Source organism: Nostoc sp. XA010 (assembly GCF_020829625.1).
Taxonomy (GTDB): domain Bacteria; phylum Cyanobacteriota; class Cyanobacteriia; order Cyanobacteriales; family Nostocaceae; genus Nostoc.
Genome location: NZ_JAIVFX010000028.1, coordinates 12,551 through 35,618 on the forward strand (window position 1 = coordinate 12,551; position 23,068 = coordinate 35,618).

Below are 23,068 nucleotides of genomic sequence, written 5' to 3' on the forward strand. Positions count from 1 at the left end.
AATACCAAAACCTGATAAATTATGACTCCTAACTCCTAACTCCTAACTCCTGAATTCTTTCTCCTTAAAATCTTTCCACACCTTCAAATTGCTTGAGTGCCGATGCATTTGCTGCTTCACCACAAGTTCTTGGTGTAGGGAATATCTTTTCAGGATTTGCTAACCCTTTAGGATTAAAAACTTGCCGCACCCATTGCATAGTTTCTAAATCAACTTGGCTAAACATCTGTGGCATATAGCACTTTTTCTCTGCACCAATGCCATGTTCACCCGAAATACTACCACCAACTTGCACACAAAGTTTAAGAATTTTACCACCCATTTCTTCTACTTGCTCTAATGCTCCATGCACAGAATTATCATAAAGAATTAGCGGATGAAGATTGCCATCGCCAGCATGAAATACATTAGCAACCCGATAACCGTATTGTTCACTTAATGTCTTAATCTCGTGCAAAACATAAGGCAACTGAGTCCGAGGAATTACACCATCTTGTACATAATAATCTGGGCTTAAATGTCCAGCCGCAGCAAAAGCTGCTTTGCGTCCTTTCCATAATTTCAATCTGGTTTCTGGGTCAGTAGCAGAAGTAACATTTCGTGCCCCATTCTTTTTACAAATTTCAGTAACTCGCTGCTTATTTCCTGCAACTTCTACTTCTAAACCGTCAATTTCTATTAGCAAAATGGCAGTAGCATCGCGGGGATAACAATTAGTTGCTACAACATCTTCAACAGCATTGATGCTGAAGTTATCCATCATTTCCATACCACCAGGAATAATCCCGGCGCTGATGATATCAGAAACAGTTGCTCCCGCATCTTCAATGCTAGTAAAATCTGCCAACAGCACACAAATTGATTCTGCACTTTTGAGAATTCGCAAAGTAATTTCTGTAGCAATTCCTAAAGTACCTTCGGAACCAACAAAAACACCTGTTAGATCATAACCAGGCATTTCTGGAATTTGTCCGCCTATATCGATAATTTCCCCTTCTGGCGTAACAATTTTTAATCCCAAAACGTGGTTAGTAGTAACACCGTATTTGAGACAATGTACACCACCAGAGTTTTCCGCAATATTGCCCCCAATAGAGCAGATAATTTGGCTGGAAGGATCAGGAGCGTAGTAAAAACCAGCACCACTAACAGCCTGCGTTACCCAACTATTAATCACCCCTGGTTGGACAACTGTCCGTTGATTTTCCAAATCAATGCTGAGGATTTGCCGCATTAAGGAAGTGACAATTAAAACAGAATCTTTGACTGGCAAAGCGCCGCCAGATAGACCAGTGCCAGAGCCGCGTGCTATGAAGGGTATAGAGTATTGGTTGCATATTTTCACAATTTGGGCAACTTGTTCTGTAGTTCTAGGTAACACCACCACAGCCGGACGTTGGCGATAACCAGTTAAACCATCGCATTCATAGGTAATGAGTTCTTCGCGGCGTTGCACTACACCATTTTTGCCAAGCACAGCCTCGAATGCTTTGAGAATGGGTTTCCAGTTGCGTTGTTTTTTATCTTGGGTAAGCATAGTTTTTTAAAGTTCAAGGTAGATGTTGCAGGCTGGTTAGTATAGCTGTAATTACTATTGTTGCAAGAATAGCAGTCAAAAGTGAGTAAAAGCGATCGCATGATTAGGCTGAGATTGCGATCGCATGATTTAACTATAGATAGAGTATAGGTTCTCCATTTCATCCAAGAATACCAATTTGTCTGGCTTATTTATCTCTCCAATATCCTTTTACTTTAGTTCCATCCTTACGACGATAACCTTCGATATATATTTTACCGCTAGAGTTACTTAATGAATTACTACCCCAAAAGTTTGTATTGTTTTGCTGTTGGTTTACTTGTTTAATTCCCTCTCTTCTTGGTTACTCTCTTCTGGGATGTTCTTCTTTTTGTCTATATTGCCAGAACCTCTATCTTTCATTAATCAACTAACCTAGAAAATCAATTAACCTAGAAATAAAGCTCTCAAATACTCGATAAAATTATGGTTCAGGAAGTTTTAATCAATGATGATGATTACTATGTGCCAGATGCCAACCAGTTAATGACTGAAAATGACACTTTAGATAATTTTGCTACTTCCAAACAGAAACGCCTTTTAATTGGCTCTCTTTACAGTAGTCTACAGCAGCAGACTTTTTTAGCAGCAGCTAATATCGGTATTTACCATACAGACGGACAACCCGCAATTGTACCCGACGTTTTTCTCAGCTTAGATGTGCAAGTACCTCAAAATTGGTGGGAAAAACAAAATCGCTGTTATATGGTTTGGCGTTTTGGCAAACCTCCAGAAGTCGTAATTGAAATTGTCTCTAATATAGAAGGTGATGAACTGGGCAAAAAACTGAAAATTTATGAACAAATGCGGGCGAGTTACTACATCGTATATGATCAGAATCAGCAATTAGGAGAAAAAGTCCTGCGCTTTTATGAATTTAGAGGAAGGCGCTACTTTGAAACTTCCGAAAATTAGTTAGAACAAGTTGGTTTAGGCGTAACTTTGTGGGAAGGTAAATTTGAAGACAGACAAGATACTTGGTTACGCTGGTGCTACCAAGATGGTAATGTTTTATCGACTGGAGATGAACGCGCTGAACAGGAACGACAACGTGCCGAACAAGCAGAACAACGCACCCAATTGCTAGCAGATAGGCTACGGGCTATGGGCGTAGACCCCGACGCTCTTTAGGACACGCACTGTAAAGACGCAAAGATTTTTTGCGTCTTTGCATGAGCAAAAAAAATCTCACAAACTTATGCAACTTATAAACTCATTTATCCTATGCCAAACCTTCTCTAATAAATTAGGATCATCTGCATCAAACCATTCAATTTGGGGATAGGCTCGAAACCAAGTGCGTTGTCGTTTGGCAAATTGTCGCGTATGCAAAATTGTTAATTCTTTCGCTTCATCTAAGGAAATATCCCCAGCCAAATATTGCTTGATTTCTTGATAGCCCAAAGTATTCAACAAAGACAAATCAACGCCATATTTTTGACAAAGATACTCCACTTCAGCAACCAAACCATTTGCTATCATTTTCTCAGTACGCTGTTGAATACGAGTAAGCAACTTTTCAACATCGCAATCTAAACCAATTTGCAAAATCGGATAATTGGGTGGATTCTCCCCTTGTTGTTCTGAAATTGGATTTCCAGTAACATAATATACCTCTAATGCTCTTAAAGTTCGCAGTAAATCATTGCCATGAATCTTTTGTGCTGCAACGGGGTCAACTTGTTGTAACATTGCGTAGAGTTGTGATTGACCGAGAGATTCAAGCTGCGATCGCAATTCCATCTGTGGTGCAACTCTCGGAATTTTCATCCCTTGGACAATGGAACGGATATATAAACCAGTGCCACCAACTAGAAACAGTGGTGTAACACCAACAGAAGCAATTAAGGCTTGTGTTTGCTCCTGATAGTCTGCTACTGTCATGATATCTGCTGGATTGCAGATATCTATTAAATAATGCGGCACCAATTTTTGTTCAGCCACAGTTGGTTTCGCCGTCCCAATATCAAACTCACGGTAAACTTGACGAGAATCAGCACTGAGAATTACAGAACCCAACCGCATCGCCAAAGCCAAAGCTAAACCAGATTTACCCGTTGCCGTCGCTCCACAAATCACAATTAATTTAGTCATTAGTCATCAGTCATTTGTCATTAGTTATTAAACTATTCTCCCCCTGCAACGCCAGCCTCCCCTGCTCCCCTTGCTCCCCTTCCCCTGCCCCTCTTCCACGGTAGTGCAACCCCAGTATAAACTTCTCTAGAAAATGCCCTACAGACGCCAGCAAGGCTTTTGTGTTACAATTTTGGAGTGTTTTTGCTTTTATTTGCCTTTAGGCGATTTCAACCCCACGCATCAGGAGAGTTTACATGACGAGCAGTTACAGTGCCGATCAGATTCAAGTTCTGGAAGGTCTGGAAGCCGTCCGCAAAAGACCAGGAATGTACATCGGTACTACTGGGCCGCGAGGACTCCACCATTTAGTTTACGAGGTGGTGGACAATTCAATTGATGAGGCTTTGGCGGGTCATTGCACTCATATAGAGGTGGATATCAACGCTGATGGTTCGGTGACTGTAACAGATGATGGTCGCGGTATTCCCGTCGATACTCACTCGCGCACCGGAAAATCGGCTTTGGAAACCGTAATGACGGTACTACACGCCGGTGGTAAGTTTGGCGGCGGTGGTTACAAAGTTTCTGGAGGATTGCACGGGGTTGGTATTTCTGTTGTTAATGCCCTGTCTGAGGTTGTAGAAGTTACAGTTTGGCGAGATAAAAAAGTTTATCTCCAACGCTATGAACGCGGTATCCCAGTTAGTGAACTGCAAGTAAAGCCTTATAAAGAAGCTAGAACTGGAACTTCTGTTACTTTTAAGCCAGATACGCAAATATTCACTGTTAGCATTGAGTTTGATTACATCACTTTATCAGGTCGCCTACGGGAATTGGCATATCTGAATGCAGGTGTCAAAATCACCTTTACTGACCACCGTCTAGAATTACTAAAAAGCGATACACCGAAAGTAGAATCCTACGATTACAAGGGTGGTATTAAAGAATATATCGCTTACATGAACCGCGAGAAGCAGCCGTTGCATGAAGAAATTATCTATGTGCAGGGCGAACGCAACAATGTGCAAGTAGAAGTTTCATTACAATGGTGTACTGATGCTTATACGGATAATGTTCTAGGTTTTGCCAACAATATTCGGACAGTGGATGGTGGTACGCACTTAGAAGGGTTGAAGGCAGTTCTAACTCGGACATTAAATGCGATCGCTCGCAAGCGCAATAAAATTAAAGAGAATGAACCTAACCTCAGTGGCGAACACGTCCGTGAAGGTTTGACTGCGGTAATTTCGGTTAAAGTTCCAGATCCAGAATTTGAAGGACAAACCAAAACCAAACTCGGTAACACTGAAGTTCGAGGAATTGTTGATTCTTTGGTAGGAGAAGTCCTCACAGAGTACTTAGAATTTCATCCTGCGATCGCAGACTCAATTTTAGATAAAGCTATCCAAGCTTTCAAAGCCGCAGAAGCAGCGCGTCATGCGCGGGAATTAGTTCGGCGCAAATCGGTGCTGGAATCTTCGCCATTACCTGGTAAATTGGCAGATTGCAGTTCTCGCGATCCCAGCGAATCGGAGATATTCATCGTGGAAGGGGATTCAGCCGGTGGGAGTGCCAAACAAGGACGCGATCGCCGCACTCAAGCTATCTTGCCTCTACGTGGTAAAATTCTCAACATTGAAAAAACCGACGATGCCAAAATTTATAAAAATAACGAAGTTCAAGCGTTAATTACAGCACTCGGTTTAGGTGTCAAAGGTGATGAATTCGATTCCACCCAATTGCGTTATCACCGCATAGTCATTATGACGGACGCTGACGTAGATGGGGCGCACATTCGGACTTTGTTGTTAACATTCTTCTATCGATATCAACGAGCGCTGATCGAACAAGGCTTTATTTATATTGCTTGTCCCCCACTGTTTAAAGTAGAACGGGGACGTAATCATGAGTACTGCTATAGCGATCGCGAAAAAAATCAAGCAATTGCCAAATTCCCTGCTAACGCTAACTACACCATCCAACGCTTCAAAGGTTTGGGTGAAATGATGCCACAACAACTCTGGGACACCACAATGAACCCAGAAACCCGCAAAATGAAGCAAGTCGAAATTGAGGACGCTGCCGAAGCCGATCGCATCTTCACAATTTTAATGGGCGATCGCGTCGCTCCCAGACGAGAATTCATCGAAACCTATGGTTCTAAACTCAACTTTACCGATTTAGATATCTAATATCAATTCTCTGGCACGACTTCAATAATTTGTGACATTGGTAATGGGTGAAAACGTATCACCCATTACCTTTTTTAGATCCAAAATTGCTATAAAAACTATTTATTTCAGTGGATGACAAACTAAGAAATATATAAATATTTTGGATTAATATTTTTCAGACTACAAACTATGTCGTTAGATGAGTGACTATATCCATAAATTCATTAGATATTGTCAATAATTCCTTATTTAACTGGATTTTAGACAAAGCTATGAAAGCGAGCAAAGGCATAGTAAAAATATTGTTCAATATTATTGGCATAAGTAGCTTGGTTGCTCTGTCTGCCTGCGCTCAACCTGTCGAAAGTCCTACAGTAACTGTCCCTCCTGTCACCCCAACTCCTACTGCCACCATTGCCACCCAAAATTTAGCAGAACTGGCAAAGTCAGCAGCCAGCCAGGGACAGTTTCAAATCCTCATCCGAGCAGTGCAAGCCGCAGGCTTAACTGAACAGCTTGCTGCACCAGGCCCTTACACAATATTTGCACCTACTGACGCCGCTTTCTCTGCTTTACCAAAAACTACTTTAGACCAACTCTTAGAGCCAGCAAACAAACAACAATTAGTCAAGCTTCTGGCCTACCACGTTATACCTGGGGGAATTACCTCGCAGCAATTGACATCTGGACAAGTTAAAACAATTGAGGGTAGTCCTGTTCAAATCACTGTTGATCGTGCCAGCAACTCAATCACAGTCAACAACGCTAAAGTGACTCAGCCAGACATCCCAGCTAGCAACGGCATCGTTCATATAGTTGACCAGGTACTTCTACCACCTAATTTTGCCCCAAATCTAAAAACCACTCCAACACCACGGTAGTTCAAGCATTGCTTACAGTTTCTAGTTTTCGCTAGGGGTAGCTTTTAAACCTATCTCTAGCGAAAACTGGACGCTAACATAACAATCGATTAAAAAAAATTAGGTTGCCTTACCACGTAAGCGGTAAGTCAGTGCGACATAACTACAAAAATTCTAAATTTTTAAGTTGCTAAGGGACTTCCAGAAAATAAATTATCCAATTTACTCAGATAATATTTTTCTTTCTCCCCCTGCCCCCTGCTCCCTGCCCCTCTGCCTACACCGCGATAGGATATTTTTTTAGTTGGAAGTCCCTAAGTACCCATATAATTTGCTTATTGTCAATATTTTACAAAAATTCAATCTTCTAGTGTTAGCTAAACTACCAACTTTATGGAAGTTTAGTTAAGATAATACTCTTTGCACTGATTGGCTGATTTTTTGTCCACCAGCTAGAAACACATTTGTTATGCTTTAAGAAAATAACTGAATCTCATCTATCAAACAGCAATTAATAAGTATTTTGAGGATTTCTCATAATAAGATGACAGAAAGTTACTGGAATAAAAGTATTGAAGTTTACAATATACTTACGTAAAAAAAATTTTGTAACCAAATCATCAGGCAATCTTCAGGATTCTCCTTGTTCGAGGTAATGCCTACTGGAAGCGGACACCATCTGGCAGCAAACTTGTTAATATCTTCATATAGTGCCTTAGCGATCGCTATTGTATCGGATGTATCTAATGAACTTTTGCCTTAAATAAGACTATACTGGCGAGTTCGCAGGACAAATTCTTTTTGTATTGATTAAAATATCCTTGTATACAATAAAAAAAGTTTGTCAAGTTTCATAGGGCTGAAATCGCCACAGTGCGCTAACGTGTGAATAAGACCAAATTAGTTAAACCTAAATTGATCTGCTATCAGGTCGATTCTGCCACAACCTCAACTCCTCAGTTAAGGTAATTGGTACGCAGAAGGTTAACTGCTTTGAGGCAAGCACTATACCCTTGTTGTATTTACCCAAGGTCAAGACCCGGTTTAGTCTAAGGAATGCGTAATTTGTGAAGAAAATGTAAAAATGGGTAGATTAAGATGAATCGTCTGAGTTAACATAAAATTCACTCTTCCTAAGTAATAAATGTTGTGTAAAATACATGAAATTCAGCAAAAGCAAACGTACTTACTTTGTAATGTAATAAGAGGGTCACTGCAATTCCGAAAAGTGGAGAAAAATTTAAGAGTATAACTCCCGTTTTTAATGTCTTTTTGGTAATAGTGGCTAATAATTGCTTTAGAAGTTCATGATTAATACACAAAAAGAGTGCAATTTCTGTGAAACAGGCTACAATCGGAAGAGTCTTTCTAGGAAAATCTGCCAACAGTCTGAACTCATTAGTATAGAGTGGCAAATTTTTTCATAAAGGCGAGTCTTTTATTTGACCAGTTAGTTGAAAGCAGTGTGTGATAGCAACACACATAACATTTACTAAGATGAGCAAGTCACTTTTAGTAATCGCTTAAACTAAAGTAAAAAACCTCCGAAAATATCTTTGGCAAATCGGCCAAAAAGTTTATTTTCGGTTGATGAATAGCTCGTTTAAAAGAGCAGTAAACACATCTTGAGTAATTGATTCTGCAAGGAGCATGAGGAACGCGGCATGAACCAGGCTAACAACGTACTCGAAAGCATATATCAGCCTGACCTAGAAATAATAAATCAGCCTGAGCTCGAGTTAGAAGAACTCTTAATAGACGATGAAGAGGACTTGCTGATCATCGATGAAGGTGACGAGGAATTTTTAGAGCCTCAGTCTGATGAGGACGACGCAAAGTCTGGAAAAGCCGCTAAATCGCGTCGTCGGACACAAAGCAAGAAGAAGCACTATACCGAAGATTCAATTCGGCTCTACTTGCAAGAAATTGGTAGAATTCGGCTGTTGCGGGCAGACGAAGAAATTGAATTGGCGCGGAAAATCGCTGATTTGCTGGAATTAGAGAGGGTTCGGGAAAGGCTCTGTGAACAGTTAGATCGCGATCCTAGAGATAGTGAATGGGCAGAAGCAGTACAACTACCTTTGCCAGCTTTTCGTTATCGCCTCCATGTTGGTCGTAGGGCGAAAGACAAGATGGTGCAATCTAACCTCCGTCTTGTAGTTTCAATTGCCAAGAAGTACATGAATCGTGGTTTGTCGTTCCAAGACTTAATTCAGGAAGGCAGTCTCGGTTTGATTCGTGCCGCTGAAAAGTTTGACCACGAAAAAGGTTATAAGTTCTCCACTTATGCTACATGGTGGATTCGTCAAGCAATTACCCGCGCGATCGCAGATCAATCCCGCACAATTCGTCTTCCAGTTCACCTTTACGAAACCATCTCTCGGATTAAGAAAACTACCAAGTTACTATCTCAAGAAATGGGTCGCAAACCGACTGAAGAAGAAATCGCCACTCGCATGGAAATGACCATTGAGAAGTTGCGGTTTATTGCTAAATCTGCCCAGCTACCTATTTCATTAGAAACGCCCATTGGTAAAGAAGAAGATTCTCGATTGGGCGATTTTATTGAATCTGATGGTGAAACTCCAGAAGACCAAGTTTCCAAAAACCTTCTGCGCGAAGACCTTGAAAAAGTCCTCGATAGTCTAAGTCCTCGTGAACGCGATGTTCTCAGACTGCGTTACGGCTTGGATGATGGTCGGATGAAGACTCTTGAGGAAATCGGACAGATTTTCAACGTCACCCGCGAACGCATTCGTCAAATTGAAGCGAAAGCACTCCGCAAGTTACGCCACCCAAATCGTAACAGCGTTCTCAAAGAGTATATTCGGTAGTCAATTAGTCATTAGTCATTAGTCATTGGTCATTGGTCATTAGTAAATAAACAAAGGACAACTGACTAATTACAAAAAAATAAAAAACCTGGTAGTGAATTAGCACTCCAGGTTTTTTTATTTATAGGTCATCTTAGATATTAAAACTTATAGGATGCCCCAAAAATGTAGAAAGCCTTGACCAGAAAAAAGCTCAACCAAAACGGCTGCTGAAAAACCAATCATTGCTAAGCGACCGTTCCAAATTTCTGCTTGTGGGGTAAAGCCCCAACGCCAAGCGTTGCGATCTTCAATTACAGGAGTAGTTACTTTTGCTGTGGTTACATTTGTCATGGTTCAGACTCCAAACTTAATTTTTAAGGTTTATTGCCTTATGTAAACTAATATAACAAATATTTTTAGAAAGGCAACATATTTTATACTTTTGTTTCCATACCTTGACATAAACAGCAATTGCTGTTTATACAGATTAAAATATCTGCCTTCAGTTAGATTTACCGAGGGAGAAGAAATGTTATGTAAATTTTTACTGTCATAAATAATATAGCTTATTGAGAGTATTATTCAAGTAAATAACTTGCATTGCTTGATTTTATATAGAGTTTGTTATTTTAAAATTAAAAAACTATTTGATAATTTATAGAGATATTTGGAGTCAAAAATACTTAGCTCAATACCAGACCATTTCCATTTCTTTTGAAGTGGAGACAAAACCAAGCTTCTCATAGATACGTTTACCATCCTCAGTGGCGTGAAGCCAGAGGCGTTTTGCCTCAGTTTCTCTCACAAAGCTGATAATTTTCTTTAATAATGCTGTTGCAATTCCCTCTTCTCGCCACATCGGAATTGTATAAACGTTCATAATGTAGGCTTCTAAGCCTGAAAAATTGCCGTTATAAGGGGGGTCGTTGAAAAAATACCAAGCCGCTAGTGGCAACAATTTGATAATTTACTTCAGCTACCCAAGCTAAAAACTCACCCGACGGCATTTTTTCTCCAAGATATTTTCGAGTTGCTTCTACTAGGTTTGTGGTATCAGAGCTACCTTTTATATCGCCAGCCTCCCGCAGGAGTTCGAGACGCAGTTGGATTAGCGCCTCTAAATCCTGCAAGTTGGGTTGTCGCAAGTTGAACATCACCGTAATTTACGATCGCACTTCCGCAACGGTGATAATTTTTTCATCGCGATTGAGTTGGATGATACTCTCACCTTTAACATCTTTGCCCAATATTGGCACTGTTTCCACAGGTAACCGCACTACCCGCTCTTTATTCGTCACTAAAGCTACCTCGGCAGATGCGATCGTCGCTATAACCATACCAGCTAAGTTGTCAGTTTTGCTGGCGAATTTCAGCGCTTGCGTCCCTAAATCGCCGCGATTAGCCGCTCTTAACTGGCTCGCAGGCATTCGCTTGGCATATCCTTCTTGAGTAACTAGCAGTAGTTGGTCATCTTTACCGACAGTGACACAGCCAACCATTTGCTGATTTTTCAATAACCGAAATGCTTGTAAACCCATCGCTGTGCGTCCCATGATCGGTAATTGTTCATCATTGACTGCAAAGCGTAACAGTCGCCCACCGGAACTAGCTAAAATCAGATGATCCCCCGGTTTGGTGAACTGGGTAAATGACAATTCATCATCGTCTTTGAGCTTTAAAATTGTGATTCCGCGCCGAGTCAAGTTAGTAAATTCTCCCAGAGACAGCCGCTTAATCCGTCCCTCTTTTGTTAAGAGAATCATCTGCTTAGTTTCGAGATTTTCCGGCAGCAAAAAGCGGCTGACTACTGCTTCTTGAGCGCCTTGAGCAGTACTACTGAGCATGGTAATCAAAGGTTTCCCCCGTGGAGAACGTCCAGTGGTTGGGGGAATTTCTCCCACCTTCACAGGATAAACTTTGCCACTAGCGCTTAGTACTAGCAAGTCTTTCTCTGTGTCAGTCAACACAGTTTGGATAATGAAGTCGTTATCATGCAGACCATTTTCAGCTTTTGATTTTCTCCCAGATGGCTGGGTGCGGCGCACATAACCCCGTTGGGTAAACTCTAAAACCGCTTCTTCTGCTGGTTCAGAAGATTTAAGTTCCTCTTCTTCCTCTACTCCTTGTCCCCTTGTTCCTTTGTTCTCTTGTATCCTTGTATCGGTGCTGGTAGGTGCTAGCTTAGTACGCCGGGGATCGTTGTACTTGCGTTTGAGCGATCGCAAATCTTTTTTCAGCGCCTTGAGTAACTCTCGGCGATCGTTGAGTAATAGCTCCAACAATCTAATTTGTTCACTTATCTGCTCAAATTCCTGCTGCAAATTTTGCTGTTCTAAACTGGTGAGGCGACGCAACGGCATAGCCAGAATTGCATCTCCTTGTACCTCACTCAAATCTAGTCGGCTACAAAGGTTTATTTTTGCCGTACTGCCATCGGGAGCTTGCCGCAAAATTTCAATTACCTGATCCAAATTAGATAGTGCTTTGAGTAAACCTTCCAGCAAATGCACACGACTTTGGGACTTCGCCAACTCGTAATTGTAGCGACGGTTCAGCGTCTCTTCTCGGAAACTCAAAAACTCCTGCAACAGTTGACGCAAACTTAACTGGCGGGGTTGTCCATTCACTATTGCTAGAAGAATTGCCCCAAAAGTCATTTGCAAAGCAGTTTGGTGATACAAATGCTGGAGAACTTCTTGGGTATTGGTATCGCGTTTGAGTTCAATTACCACCCGCATCCCTTCGCGATCGCTTTCATCTCGAAGATCAGAAATTCCTTGCAAGCGTCCTTGATTTACTAAGTCCGCTACCTTCTCAATCCAGGCAGCCTTATTCACTTGATAAGGCAATTCTGTAATGATAATTGCCGTCCGTCGCTTGCTTCCCCTTGTCGCTGGAATTTCCTCCAGAGTCGCAACTCCCCGCAGCAGAATCCCACCTTTACCTGTGGTATATGCTTCTCGAATTCCAGTCTCACCAATTATTTCTCCACCAGTGGGAAAGTCTGGCCCTGGAATTAACTCAAATAACTTTTCATCTGGCAAATCTGGGTTGTCAATTAATGCAATTAACCCATCGACAACTTCCCCTAAGTTGTGGGGTGGAACATTCGTCGCCATTCCCACAGCAATACCAGAACAGCCATTGAGCAACAGAAACGGCAACTGAGCAGGTAACACCGTTGGTTCCTGCTGGGAATTATCGAAGTTCCCGACAAATTCCACAGTTTCTTCGCCAATTTCTGTCAGCATTCCCTCATGGCTGATGGGTGCGAGGCGCGTTTCTGTGTAACGCATCGCTGCTGGCGGGTCATTATCGACACTGCCAAAGTTACCGTGTCCTGCCAGCAAGGGATAGCGGCTAGAAAAATCTTGTACCAGCCTGACTAAAGCATCGTAAACTGATTGGTCGCCGTGGGGATGGTATTTACCCAACACATCACCCACTACACGGGCACATTTTCGATAGGGTCTATCTGGTACTAAACCGAGTTCGTGCATGGCATATAGAATGCGGCGATGCACTGGTTTTAAGCCATCACGCACGTCTGGTAGCGCTCGCCCGACAATCACGCTCATGGCATATTCTAGATAAGACCGTTGCATCTCGGTATGCAGGGCTGTTGTAATTACCTGTCCCGTTGCGAGAAGGTTTAACTGTTTTGCCATGAGTTTTTTCCCTGAAATTTAACTACACTAAAGCCGTCGGAACTCAATATTGCAGCAACCACAGCATAACGGATGAAATGGGATTCCTAACAAAATATTGATAGTCATAAAAGAAAAAGCAGTAGTATCATCCTTGATGACAGGATGTACATTGACTATTAAAAAGGAAACAGATAGCAGGTAGCTGTTTTAATCGAATGATATGCTGCACACTTAATTTGTATAGACTCCATAGCTAGGATACTTGCCATGACTGCATTTTCTCATTTTAAATTTTGAATTGCCTAATCGCCTTACCTCTACCTCTATTACTAAAAATCTCATGAAAACTGTTTTAATTGTCGAAGACGATCTAATTAATGCTCGTGTTTTTTCCAAAATTTTGTCCAAGCGTGGCGGCTTGGGTGTAAAACACACTGAAAATGTTGAAGAAGTAATGAAAATTGCCCAATCAGGAGAAGCCGACCTGATTTTGATGGATGTTTCTCTGTCTAGAAGCGTTTACCAAGGTAAATCTGTTGATGGAATCAAAATTACACAAATGTTAAAATCTGATCCTAAAACAGCAAACTTACCCGTTATTTTGGTGACGGCACATGCTATGGAAGGCGATCGCGAAAACTTTCTCAAGCAAAGCGGCGCTGATGGTTACATTTCTAAGCCAGTTGTTGACCATCAACAGTTTGTTGATCAAATCATTGCACTTCTACCCACAGACGACTAAGAATTGACGACTTATTTCAGGAAAACTCGCCCGCAAAGGTTTTTGGGCGACTACTTCCTGTATTTAGTCAGTTTAGTATAGATGTACTACGAAAAGGTACTGTTAGGCAAGTGGTAATAGGAGAGTTAGGAGTTAGGAGTTATGAGTGAGGAGTTAAATCAGTGAAAAGTTATCACTGTTTCAATCGGGGATTTGACACTTCAGCAAGAGCTACGTGACCACCCCGACTGAAACACACCACTTGTTAGTTGTGGGGGACTCTGACTCCCAATGGACAAATTAACTGATAACTGTTGAAATATTTAACTTCCAACTCCTAACTTTTAACTCCTAACTCCTAACTTTTAACTCCTAACTCCTAACTCCTAACTCCTAACTCCTAACTCCTAACTCCTAACTCCTAACTTCTATTGAGTAGGCTGTTGTTCAGGGGCTGATGATGAGTTTTCTCGTTGCTGTAAGGCTGCTTGAATACGGGGTAATTCTAAGAATTTTTTCGTATCAGACAGTAAGCGATCGCCCCAGAGATTTTCTTTGAGGAAATCCAAATTAGCATAGCGCTGATCGATGCGGAGTGCGGCTTCTCCCAAGCTTAATCCTTGTTGGCGGTCGCCTTTAGTATACAATGCCACTGCCAAGGCTAATAATGGTTCTGCGGCTTGCTTATCAAGGGTTACAGCAGATTGCCATCGCTTAATCGCTCCGGGGATATCACCCTGTTCGTAGTTGATTAAGCCAATGTTGTTGAGCGCCGGCCAGAATTTTTTATCTTGAGAAACTGCTGTATTGTACTGTACGATCGCATCTGGCAATCTACCCAGCAGATAGTAAGCATTACCCAAATTAAACAAACCCTCTGGATCATTGGGTTTTAACTTCAAACCGTCTTGGTAATTGACAATAGCTGCTTGGTAATTTTTCTGCTGAAAATTAGCTGAACCCAAAGCAAACAAAATATCACCATTTTTCGGGTTGATAGATTGCGCTCTTTTCAGGCTAGCGATCGCCCCGTCAAACTCTTTGGTTTGCAGTTGCAATCCACCTAAGAGCAGCCACACTTTATCATTCTTAGGAGCCAGTTGACTAGCCAGCCGCGCTCGTGGCAAAGCTAAATCAATCTGTTGAAACTGAGCCAGTTGAGCTGCTTCTTGGGCCAAGGTCAACCCCTGCTTCTCTAACTTTGTCCCATCTAGTTGCAATGTATGGGGTATTAATGCCTGCGCGTTAGCGGCTTTTGGCATACTCCATAAACTACAGACCATTAGAAAAGAAATCAAACGAACATGTTTAGGCACATTACCGCCTTTAAGCCACTAATCAAAGAATCTTTCAGCTAGCTTAAACGATCTGCGCTGTTGACGGTAGCAAAATCTTACAAAGAAAGGCAGGAGGTAGGGGACAGGAGGCAGGGAGCAGGGGGACAAGAGGTGAGAACTTGCAATAAGTTTTTCCCTTGTCCCAATTCTTTTTGTCCTCTTGCTATTCCCCATTCCCCACTCCCCACTCCCCATTAAAAAAACTTATGACTTTGGTCATACATCAGTTTGGAATTACTAATGACTTTGGTCATACATTGGTTTGGACGTTTTAAGCAATAATTGATATGTATGAATTTATACGAAGAGGGGAATATTAAACACCTTGATGCCAAAACAACAATAACTGTCTAAAGATTGCTGAATTCAAACCTCAGCATATAACTTTAATACAAATAAGGAATCAATTCCATGTTGAAAGCAAATCGGCTATCCATAGTCTTAGCTGCTGCTGCCCTGATCGTTGTTCCCACTCTCTTGGCTGCGCCTGCAAGTGCCCAGACGAAAGTATATGTTGTTGGCGATCGCAATCAAAATTGGGATCGCGACGGCAGACGCAACTATAGAGAAGACAGAAATCGAGACAGAAGTAATTGGAACCCCAAGGGCAGACCCTATCCTGTAGAAATCAGAAACCCTAGAGATCGGGATAATTGGAACCGCAACAACCGATTCAATAACAGAGTAGTCAGACTTGGTAATGGTGACATCAGATATCCCAATGGAGAAATTATTCCTGCTAGATCCATAGCCAGACTGCGTAATCAAGGTTACTTCAGACTTCCCAACGGGGATATTCTTCTTCCTAATCAGGAAATTGTTCCTGCTGGGAGATTAGTTAGAGTGCGTGATGATTACTTCAGACTTCCTAGTGGATTGGTACTGCAAATAAACCTTTAAAACATAAAAACTCAAAATCATTGTTGGTATAGGGCTACCAGGCTATATTAGCCGTGAATAACTAGCTCGGTAGCCGTTCTTTTTAAACGAAATTATATGAAACTTGATACACTAAAGACCGTAGATTCATCAGTTTTGGTTCCAGAGGTAAAGAAAAAAAGGGGGAAACGTAATTGGTCTTGGCTAATTGCTCTTTGCCTTTTGGGTGGAATTGGTTATGCCGTTTATTACCAAGTAACGGTTGCTCCCCGTCAAGAAGCTAGACGACGGGTGCTGACACAACCTGTAGAAAGGCAGAGTTTAACAATCACAGTTTCAGCGAATGGAACGGTGAAACCTGAGCGGTCAATCAACCTCAGCCCGAAAAATTCCGGCATCCTGAAAAGCCTGTTGGCGAAAGAAGGAGATATCGTCAAACAGGGACAGATTGTTGCTTACATGGATGATTCCAACTTGCGGGGGCAACTCACCTCTGCTCAAGGACAATTGGCACAAGCCGAGGCGAATCTGCAAAAGGCGATCGCAGGTAATCGCCCTCAAGATATTGGTCAATCACAGGGAGCATTAGACGAAGCCGAGGCGAATCTACAAAAGGTACAAGCAGGCAATCGCTCTCAAGATATTGCCCAAGCACAAGCACAGTTACAAAACACTCAAGCGGCTCTAAGAAAAGCAGAAGATAATCTTCTCCGCAATCAACAACTTTACAATGCAGGCGGTATTTCCCTTCAGACTCTCAACCAAAGTCGTGCAGATCGCGACAGCGCCCAAGCTACTGTAAATGCAGCACAACAAGCGTTGGGGTTGCAAAAAGCTGGGTCACGTCCAGAAGACATTGAGCAAGCACAAGCTGTGGTGAAGCAAAGACAGCAAGCTTTGGCACTTCTAAAAGCCGGAACGCGCCAAGAAGATATTGACGCAGCCCGCGCCCAGGTAACATCTGCTCGCGGTTCGCTGCAAAACATCCAAGCCGAAATCAATGACACAATTATTCGCGCACCTTTTGATGGTGTGGTGACAAAGAAGTTTGCTGATCCCGGCGCTTTCGTGACACCGACAACAGCCAGTAGTGAAGTAGCTTCTTCTTCTTCTTCTTCAATCTTGTCTCTAGCTTCAACAAATGAAGTTGTCGCAAATTTAGCGGAAACAAATATTTCCAAAATCAGCCTTGGTCAAAAAGTCTCGATTAAAGCTGATGCCTATCCAGGAAAAACCTTTGAAGGTAAAGTCAGCCAAATTGCTGCCCAAGCAATAGTAGAGCAAAACGTCACCAGTTTTGAAGTGAGAGTATCACTTTCAGACCCTCAAAGGCTACTGCGATCTGGGATGAATGCGGAAGTAGATTTTCAAGTCGGTCAAGTTGAAAATGTTCTAGTAGTACCAACCGCCTCGGTGGTGCGGCAAGAAAATGCCACAGGTGTATTTGTGGCAGGAAAGAATAATAGACCTGTGTTTACTCCTATTGAGACTGGTGTCAGCGCGAATAACTTTACTGAAGTTAAGTCTGGATTGACAGGAAACGAAAGGGTATTGCTCAGTTTCCCACCAGGATCGCGTCCGCAATCAACACCAAGAGGAGGAGTTTTCCCTGGTCTAGGAGGAGGTGGAGCAGGTGGTGGCGGAGGTCGTTCAGGCGGTGGCGGCGGAGGTCGTTCAGGCGGTGGTTCTGCTGGTGGTTCCCCTTAAAGTTAGTTTTAAATCAATAGGGTTTAGTTAAAAACAGGCAAGGGAGCAGGGGGATGGAACAGAAAGGGGAGTAAAAAGGTTCAAATGCCGAGCAAAAAGGCTCAACTGCCGAGTAAAAAGGCTCAACTGTCGAGCAAAAAGGCTCAACTGTCGAGCAAAAAGGCTCAACTGCCGAGTAAAAAGGCTCAACTGCCGAGTAAAAAGGCTCAACTGTCGAGCAAAAAGGCTCAACTGTCGAGCAAAAAGGCTCAACTGCCGAGTAAAAAGGCTCAACTATCGAGCAAAAAGGCTCAACTGTCGAGTAAAAAGGCTCAACTGTCGAGTAAAAAGGCTCAACTGTCGAGTAAAAAGGCTCAACTACCGAGTAAAAAGGTTCAACTTTTTTAACGAACCGCAAAGGACGCCATCGCGTAGCGTCTCGTTAGAGAAGGACGCAAAGGAAGAGAAAGAAGAAATGCTTAACTGAATTGTATTGAGTTTCAAATAAAACTTTATGTTTAAGATATTTAAGGGCTTTTACAAAACTAAGAATACTCGCACAGTGCCGTTGCTGGAAATCTTGACAATGGCGGCAGAGACTCTGTGGAGTAACAAATTACGCACAGGTCTAACTATGTTGGGCGTAATTATTGGGATTTCTTCAGTCATTGCCATTACTTCTGTTGGTCAGGGAGTACAAAAGGGGGTTGAGCAACAGATACAAGCATTGGGTACAGATGTGATCCAAATTTTGGCGGGTGCAGCAAGAAGCGGAAATGTCCGACAAGGAGTAGGTTCTAGCAGCACCTTGACTTGGGAAGATGCAAAGGCGATCGCTACACAAGCCCCATCAGCACAGATGGTTTCTGCCTATCTTCAACGCAGCGCTCAAGTTGTATATGCAGGACAGAACACCTCAACAACGATTTATGGCACAGATTTGAACTACCCAGAAGTTAGAAATACCCATCCTCAACAAGGGAGATATTTTACTCAAGAAGAACTAGATACTACCGCACAGGTAGCTATTCTTGGTCCTACAGTTCAAAAAACCCTCTTTGCACAGGGTGTAAATCCTATCGGCGAGAGAATTCGCATTCAGGGAGAGGCTTATGAAGTAATTGGGGTGATGGAACCTAAAGGTTCTCAGGGGCCGATGGATCGAGATGACCAGGTTTTTATTCCTCTAACTACTATGTCGAAGAGACTGGTTGGGAACAATGCCCTTGTAGGCGTTTCTGTAAATGGAATTTTAGTTAAAGGCGCTAATCAGGAACAGTTAGAAGCCGCTCAGTTTCAAGTCACGAATCTTTTACGGCTGCGTCACAACATTTATCCGCCGCAAGCTGATGATTTTCGACTGACCAATCAAGCTGATATTGTTAGTACCTTCACTAATATTGTGGGTTTATTTACAGTAATGGTGGTAGCGATCGCTGGAATTTCGTTAGTGGTTGGTGGAATCGGTATTGCCAACATTATGCTGGTTTCCGTAGTTGAGCGGACACGAGAAATCGGGATTCGCAAAGCCGTAGGAGCCACCAATTCTGCAATACTTAATCAATTTTTAACCGAAGCGATCATGATTTCCATTGTTGGTGGATGTATTGGGATGGTCACTGGCATTTTATTAGCCTTTATAGCTGCAAACACTTTCAAATTTCCCTTTGTAATTTCTTTATTGTCAATTATTGCTGGCTTTGGACTCTCATTGAGCGTTGGCTTAGTCGCTGGGGTAATTCCAGCACGGAATGCATCCAAATTAGATCCAATTACTGCTTTACGTAGCGACTAAATAATTCGTAATGGGCTACGTCCCGCTTCTCTAAAAGACGCTACACGAACGCTAACGTAATTTGTAATTCGTAATTCGTAATTCCTAACTCCTAACTCCTAACTCCTAACTTTTATGCCCACAATGATTTGGATGGAATCTATTACTAAAACTTACCACTTGGGAGAAGTTAGTGTTCCAATCCTCAAGGGAATTGAACTCTCTATTGAGGAAGGGGAATATGTCTCGATTATGGGTGCGTCAGGTTCGGGAAAATCTACACTCATGAATATTTTAGGATGTCTGGATCGTCCGACAACTGGAGACTATATTTTTGAAGGTAGAAACCTGACGACTTTTGATGATGATGAATTAGCCTATATTCGTAACCAAAGGATTGGTTTTGTTTTCCAACAATTTAACTTATTGGCGCGGGCAACAGCGCTGGAAAATGTTATGTTACCAATGGTTTACGCTAACTTGCCTAAGCCAAAACGCCGTCAAAGGGCATTAGATGCTTTGGAAAAGGTAGGGCTAGGGGGACGCATATCTAATCGTCCTAGTCAACTATCTGGGGGACAACAACAACGGGTAGCGATCGCTCGTGCTTTGGTCAATCGACCTGCATTAGTTTTGGCAGATGAGCCAACAGGAGCTTTAGATACTGAAACTTCTCGTGAGGTGATGAGTTTGCTGACAGAACTTAATGACCAAGGGATCACGATTGTGATTGTCACTCATGAACCAGATATCGCGGCTCAAACCAAAAGGATTATTCGAGTTCAGGATGGCTTGATTGTAGGGTAATTTGTTAATATCAGTTTTTTGAGGAGGAATTTAAAATTCCCGTAGATCAATTAAGATAAAAAGTTGTGATTATATCCTCAAAAACTAATTAATAACTACAATCTATTTATGAATTTCAGTTTATTCTTCGTGCATTTTACCTGGGTTACCGTAGCATTCGCTATTCTTTTTCCAAATGCAGCAAGTGCAGCAACTCCCCCAAAAGCCCAGAATACCTCCAGCCCTGTACAGGTTCCCAATTACCTCAACCCCAGCCCTAATCCTCTCCAATTTCCTACCAAACCGCAGGAAGTAAAGATTCAGCGAATTGTCCCAATCAGTTTGGCACAAGCTTTGGAACTAGCACGACGCAACAATCGAGATTTACAGGTAGCCCTATTACAGCTAGAACGCAGTCGTTCTGCGCTACGCGAGTCTCAAGCTGCCTTGTTTCCTACTCTGGGAATTAACAGTAGCGTGACTAATAGGGGTAATGGTTTTACTAATAATTCATCTCAAAGCAGCACCTCTTTTAGTGGTTCAGCCCAACTGAATTATGACGTTTATACCTCCGGTAATCGACAAGCGGCAATCCAAGCTGCCCAAGAACAACTACGCGTGGATCAATTGAATGTTGAAAATCAATCTTTGACAATTAGTTTGAATACCACAACTCAATACTATAATTTGCAACAAGCAGATGAACAAGTAAGAATTAATCGAGCTGCTGTGGAAAATGCCCAAGCTAGTTTGCGAGATACTCTAGCCAGAGAACAGGCTGGAGTGGGTACGCGGTTTGATGTGCTGCAAGCTCAGGTAAATTTAGCAAACGCTCAACAAGAACTGACTAATGCTATCTCGCAGCAGCAAATTGCCCGTCGTCAGCTTGCCACGTTGTTAAGTTTGTCAGAGTCAGCTGATATTAGTGCCGCAGATCCTGTACAAATAGCCGGTCTTTGGCCGCAGACGGTAGAACAAAGTATTGTCCAAGCATTTCAAAATCGCCCAGAATTGCAACAGCAATTAGCACAACGTAATATTTCCGAGCAACAGCGACGACAGGCACTTTCACAGCTAGGGCCGCAAATTAGTTTGGCAGCCAACTACAACCTGTCAGATCGGTTTAATGATGGCGCCAGCATTAGTGATGTCTATTCATTGGGACTTAACGGAAATCTCACTTTATTTGATGCCGGAGCTGCAAGAGCAAGGGCGGCTCAGTCGACAGCTAATATTGCGATCGCAGAGTCTCAATTTGGTAGCCAGCGCGACCTAATTCGCTTTGATGTAGAACAGTACTATTCTCAATTGCAATCCAATTTGAATAATGTGCAGACTTCTAGTGTGGCTTTAAATCAAGCTAGGGAAGCTCTGAATTTAGCACGGCTGAGGTTCCAAGCTGGTGTAGGTACTCAAACAGAAGTGATTTCTGCTGAAAATGACCTGACAAGAGCAGAAGGTAATCGAGTCGCAGCTATTTTGGATTACAATCGCGCTCTAGCTAATTTGCAAAGATCAGTTACTTCTAGAGGATCGCGCTAAGGTCAAATCATTAAAGAAAAGTTTGCTTAGTACTGCTTTGTCTAAAATCGTGGCGAATTGAGAGTTTAAATTTAAACGCAGAGGTACGCCAAGAATTTGCTACGAATTACAGCGTTTTTCTAGTAATTGAACTACGCTACTCCCCACTCCCCAGTCACAATCTCAGTCGTAATCTAAGCTTTAGCTGAAAACATCTATGGCGTAGTAATTACCGCTACTGGGCAATGGGCTTAAGTAGAGTCAACTTCCTTGGTTTGGGCAAACTTGAGGATTTCCCTTTCTGATCTGGTTCCTTGAAGAGAGCGCAAGAATCAGCACAACCGACATACTCGCGGCGACTCCACCAACATAGTCATCAACCCAGCGCAAAATCTGGTCTACGATGGTACGTCCAATTGTAAAAGCGATCGCTAAAAATAATATAGCCGCACTCACCGAATGGAAAATTGTCCCAAGGTCAAATTTGCCGCTACTAGCTAAACCTGAAACCACAGAAAGTAAAATCCAGCCGATAGTATCGTCAGTCATCCCAGCAGCTAATGTGACTTGACCAATGTCACGGCGAATCAGGTTTAAGTCCATCAGCACCTTAGCAATCACTGGTACTGCCGAAATACTCATTGCTGTGGCTATGAACAGACTGAATACTAGTCGCTTTTCTGGATCGGCTAAAAAACTATCTGGCAATAGCCAGCCCAATCCGAATCCGGTGATAAACGGGACAATAATTCCGCCTAGTGAAATCAACAGAGCCGTTTTACCCTTACGAAGAATCAGCTTGAGATCCGTTTCCAACCCAGTCACAATCAGCAAAAATAACACGCCTAACCAAGAAATCACCGAAAGTAAATTAGACTGTTCTTGACTTTGGGGAAAGATGTGTGCCTGTAAGTCTGGAAGGAGCAAACCAAATAGAGAAGGACCAAGCACCACACCCGCCAGTAATTCTCCAACAACAGGCGGTAGGTTAATCCGGCGCATTAACTCACCTAATCCCCGCGCTACGAGAAGCAATAATGACAGTTGCACCAACACCAACAGCAGTTCATGATGACCAAGAGGTTTAATTAAACCGTCACCTGCTGCTTTCTGTGCAGCGAGTACAGGCACTAACATCAGGGATAGGTTTTGCATATAAACGTCCACAGGTTGGATTACAACTTTTTACATAGGCTGCTTCAAGTAAATCTT

18 protein-coding genes and 1 pseudogene are annotated in these 23,068 nt (G+C 42.4%); 11 read left to right on the forward strand and 8 right to left on the reverse strand.

Translation table 11 applies throughout. From position 1 onward, the window contains the following. Positions 1-64: 64 nt before the first annotated feature. Positions 65-1,537: a glycolate oxidase subunit GlcD gene (gene glcD / locus LC608_RS27590; protein ID WP_229556623.1), complete on the reverse strand. Its 1,473-nt coding sequence runs from the start codon at positions 1,535-1,537 to the stop codon at positions 65-67. Positions 1,538-2,002: 465 nt separating this feature from the next. On the opposite strand from glcD, the pseudogene LC608_RS27595 reads away from it, so the two are divergent. Continuing rightward, a pseudogene (locus LC608_RS27595) lies at positions 2,003-2,707 on the forward strand (Uma2 family endonuclease). Between the two features lie 57 nt (positions 2,708-2,764). On the opposite strand, the gene miaA reads toward LC608_RS27595, so the two are convergent. Then, positions 2,765-3,670 (reverse strand): tRNA (adenosine(37)-N6)-dimethylallyltransferase MiaA, encoded by a 906-nt coding sequence (gene miaA / locus LC608_RS27600; protein WP_229556624.1) that lies wholly within the window; start codon positions 3,668-3,670, stop codon positions 2,765-2,767. A 236-nt stretch (positions 3,671-3,906) separates the two neighbouring features. Here miaA and gyrB point away from each other — a divergent pair, with 236 nt between their 5' ends. The 3 genes from gyrB (at position 3,907) to rpoD (ending at position 9,520) form a co-directional block, all read left to right on the forward strand. Next, positions 3,907-5,844 carry a DNA topoisomerase (ATP-hydrolyzing) subunit B gene (gene gyrB, locus LC608_RS27605; RefSeq protein ID WP_229556625.1) on the forward strand — a complete coding sequence of 646 codons (1,938 nt, stop codon included), beginning with the start codon at positions 3,907-3,909 and terminating at the stop codon, positions 5,842-5,844. 254 nt (positions 5,845-6,098) lie between these two features. After that, complete coding sequence (locus LC608_RS27610) at positions 6,099-6,707, forward strand: fasciclin domain-containing protein (protein WP_229556626.1); 609 nt, start codon at positions 6,099-6,101, stop codon at positions 6,705-6,707. Between the two features lie 1,643 nt (positions 6,708-8,350). Beyond that, positions 8,351-9,520: an RNA polymerase sigma factor RpoD gene (gene rpoD / locus LC608_RS27615; RefSeq protein ID WP_069073375.1), complete on the forward strand. Its 1,170-nt coding sequence runs from the start codon at positions 8,351-8,353 to the stop codon at positions 9,518-9,520. Between the two features lie 147 nt (positions 9,521-9,667). On the opposite strand, the gene LC608_RS27620 is transcribed toward rpoD, so the two are convergent. The 4 genes from LC608_RS27620 to gyrA all read right to left on the reverse strand — a co-directional run bounded on the left by LC608_RS27620 (position 9,668) and on the right by gyrA (position 13,170). Further along, on the reverse strand, positions 9,668-9,853 hold the full coding sequence (locus LC608_RS27620; RefSeq protein WP_229556627.1) for a chlorophyll a/b-binding protein: 186 nt from the start codon (positions 9,851-9,853) through the stop codon (positions 9,668-9,670). Between the two features lie 337 nt (positions 9,854-10,190). Then, positions 10,191-10,382 carry a GNAT family N-acetyltransferase gene (locus LC608_RS27625; protein ID WP_229556628.1) on the reverse strand — a complete coding sequence of 64 codons (192 nt, stop codon included), beginning with the start codon at positions 10,380-10,382 and terminating at the stop codon, positions 10,191-10,193. 31 nt (positions 10,383-10,413) lie between these two features. Next, positions 10,414-10,656 carry a hypothetical protein gene (locus LC608_RS27630; RefSeq protein ID WP_229556629.1) on the reverse strand — a complete coding sequence of 81 codons (243 nt, stop codon included), beginning with the start codon at positions 10,654-10,656 and terminating at the stop codon, positions 10,414-10,416. A 9-nt stretch (positions 10,657-10,665) separates the two neighbouring features. Continuing rightward, a complete protein-coding gene (gene gyrA, locus LC608_RS27635; protein ID WP_229556630.1) occupies positions 10,666-13,170 on the reverse strand; it encodes a DNA gyrase subunit A in 2,505 nt (834 codons plus the stop codon). Positions 13,171-13,492: 322 nt separating this feature from the next. Here gyrA and LC608_RS27640 point away from each other — a divergent pair, with 322 nt between their 5' ends. Further along, the gene (locus LC608_RS27640; RefSeq protein ID WP_229556631.1) at positions 13,493-13,894 is read left to right on the forward strand and encodes a response regulator; all 402 of its coding nucleotides are present in this window, start codon (positions 13,493-13,495) and stop codon (positions 13,892-13,894) included. Positions 13,895-14,301: 407 nt separating this feature from the next. On the opposite strand, the gene LC608_RS27645 is transcribed toward LC608_RS27640, so the two are convergent. Then, positions 14,302-15,189, reverse strand: a complete 888-nt coding sequence (locus LC608_RS27645; protein WP_229556632.1) for a tetratricopeptide repeat protein — start codon at positions 15,187-15,189, stop codon at positions 14,302-14,304. A 432-nt stretch (positions 15,190-15,621) separates the two neighbouring features. On the opposite strand from LC608_RS27645, the gene LC608_RS27650 reads away from it, so the two are divergent. From LC608_RS27650 to LC608_RS27675, 6 genes are all read left to right on the forward strand, one after another. Then, positions 15,622-16,110: a hypothetical protein gene (locus tag LC608_RS27650; protein ID WP_229556633.1), complete on the forward strand. Its 489-nt coding sequence runs from the start codon at positions 15,622-15,624 to the stop codon at positions 16,108-16,110. 96 nt (positions 16,111-16,206) lie between these two features. Continuing rightward, complete coding sequence (locus LC608_RS27655; protein ID WP_229556634.1) at positions 16,207-17,796, forward strand: efflux RND transporter periplasmic adaptor subunit; 1,590 nt, start codon at positions 16,207-16,209, stop codon at positions 17,794-17,796. A gap of 84 nt (positions 17,797-17,880) precedes the next feature. Beyond that, positions 17,881-18,183: a hypothetical protein gene (locus tag LC608_RS27660; RefSeq protein ID WP_229556635.1), complete on the forward strand. Its 303-nt coding sequence runs from the start codon at positions 17,881-17,883 to the stop codon at positions 18,181-18,183. Positions 18,184-18,289: 106 nt separating this feature from the next. Continuing rightward, a complete protein-coding gene (locus tag LC608_RS27665; protein WP_267871236.1) occupies positions 18,290-19,570 on the forward strand; it encodes an ABC transporter permease in 1,281 nt (426 codons plus the stop codon). Between the two features lie 114 nt (positions 19,571-19,684). Further along, positions 19,685-20,356 (forward strand): ABC transporter ATP-binding protein, encoded by a 672-nt coding sequence (locus LC608_RS27670; protein ID WP_308189929.1) that lies wholly within the window; start codon positions 19,685-19,687, stop codon positions 20,354-20,356. Positions 20,357-20,464: 108 nt separating this feature from the next. Further along, entirely contained in the window at positions 20,465-21,877 is a 1,413-nt protein-coding gene (locus LC608_RS27675; RefSeq protein ID WP_229556636.1) for a TolC family protein, read from the forward strand. Positions 21,878-22,117: 240 nt separating this feature from the next. Here the strand turns inward: LC608_RS27675 and LC608_RS27680 are convergent, their stop codons facing one another. Next, positions 22,118-23,011 carry a cation:proton antiporter gene (locus LC608_RS27680; protein WP_229556637.1) on the reverse strand — a complete coding sequence of 298 codons (894 nt, stop codon included), beginning with the start codon at positions 23,009-23,011 and terminating at the stop codon, positions 22,118-22,120. Positions 23,012-23,068: the final 57 nt, after the last annotated feature.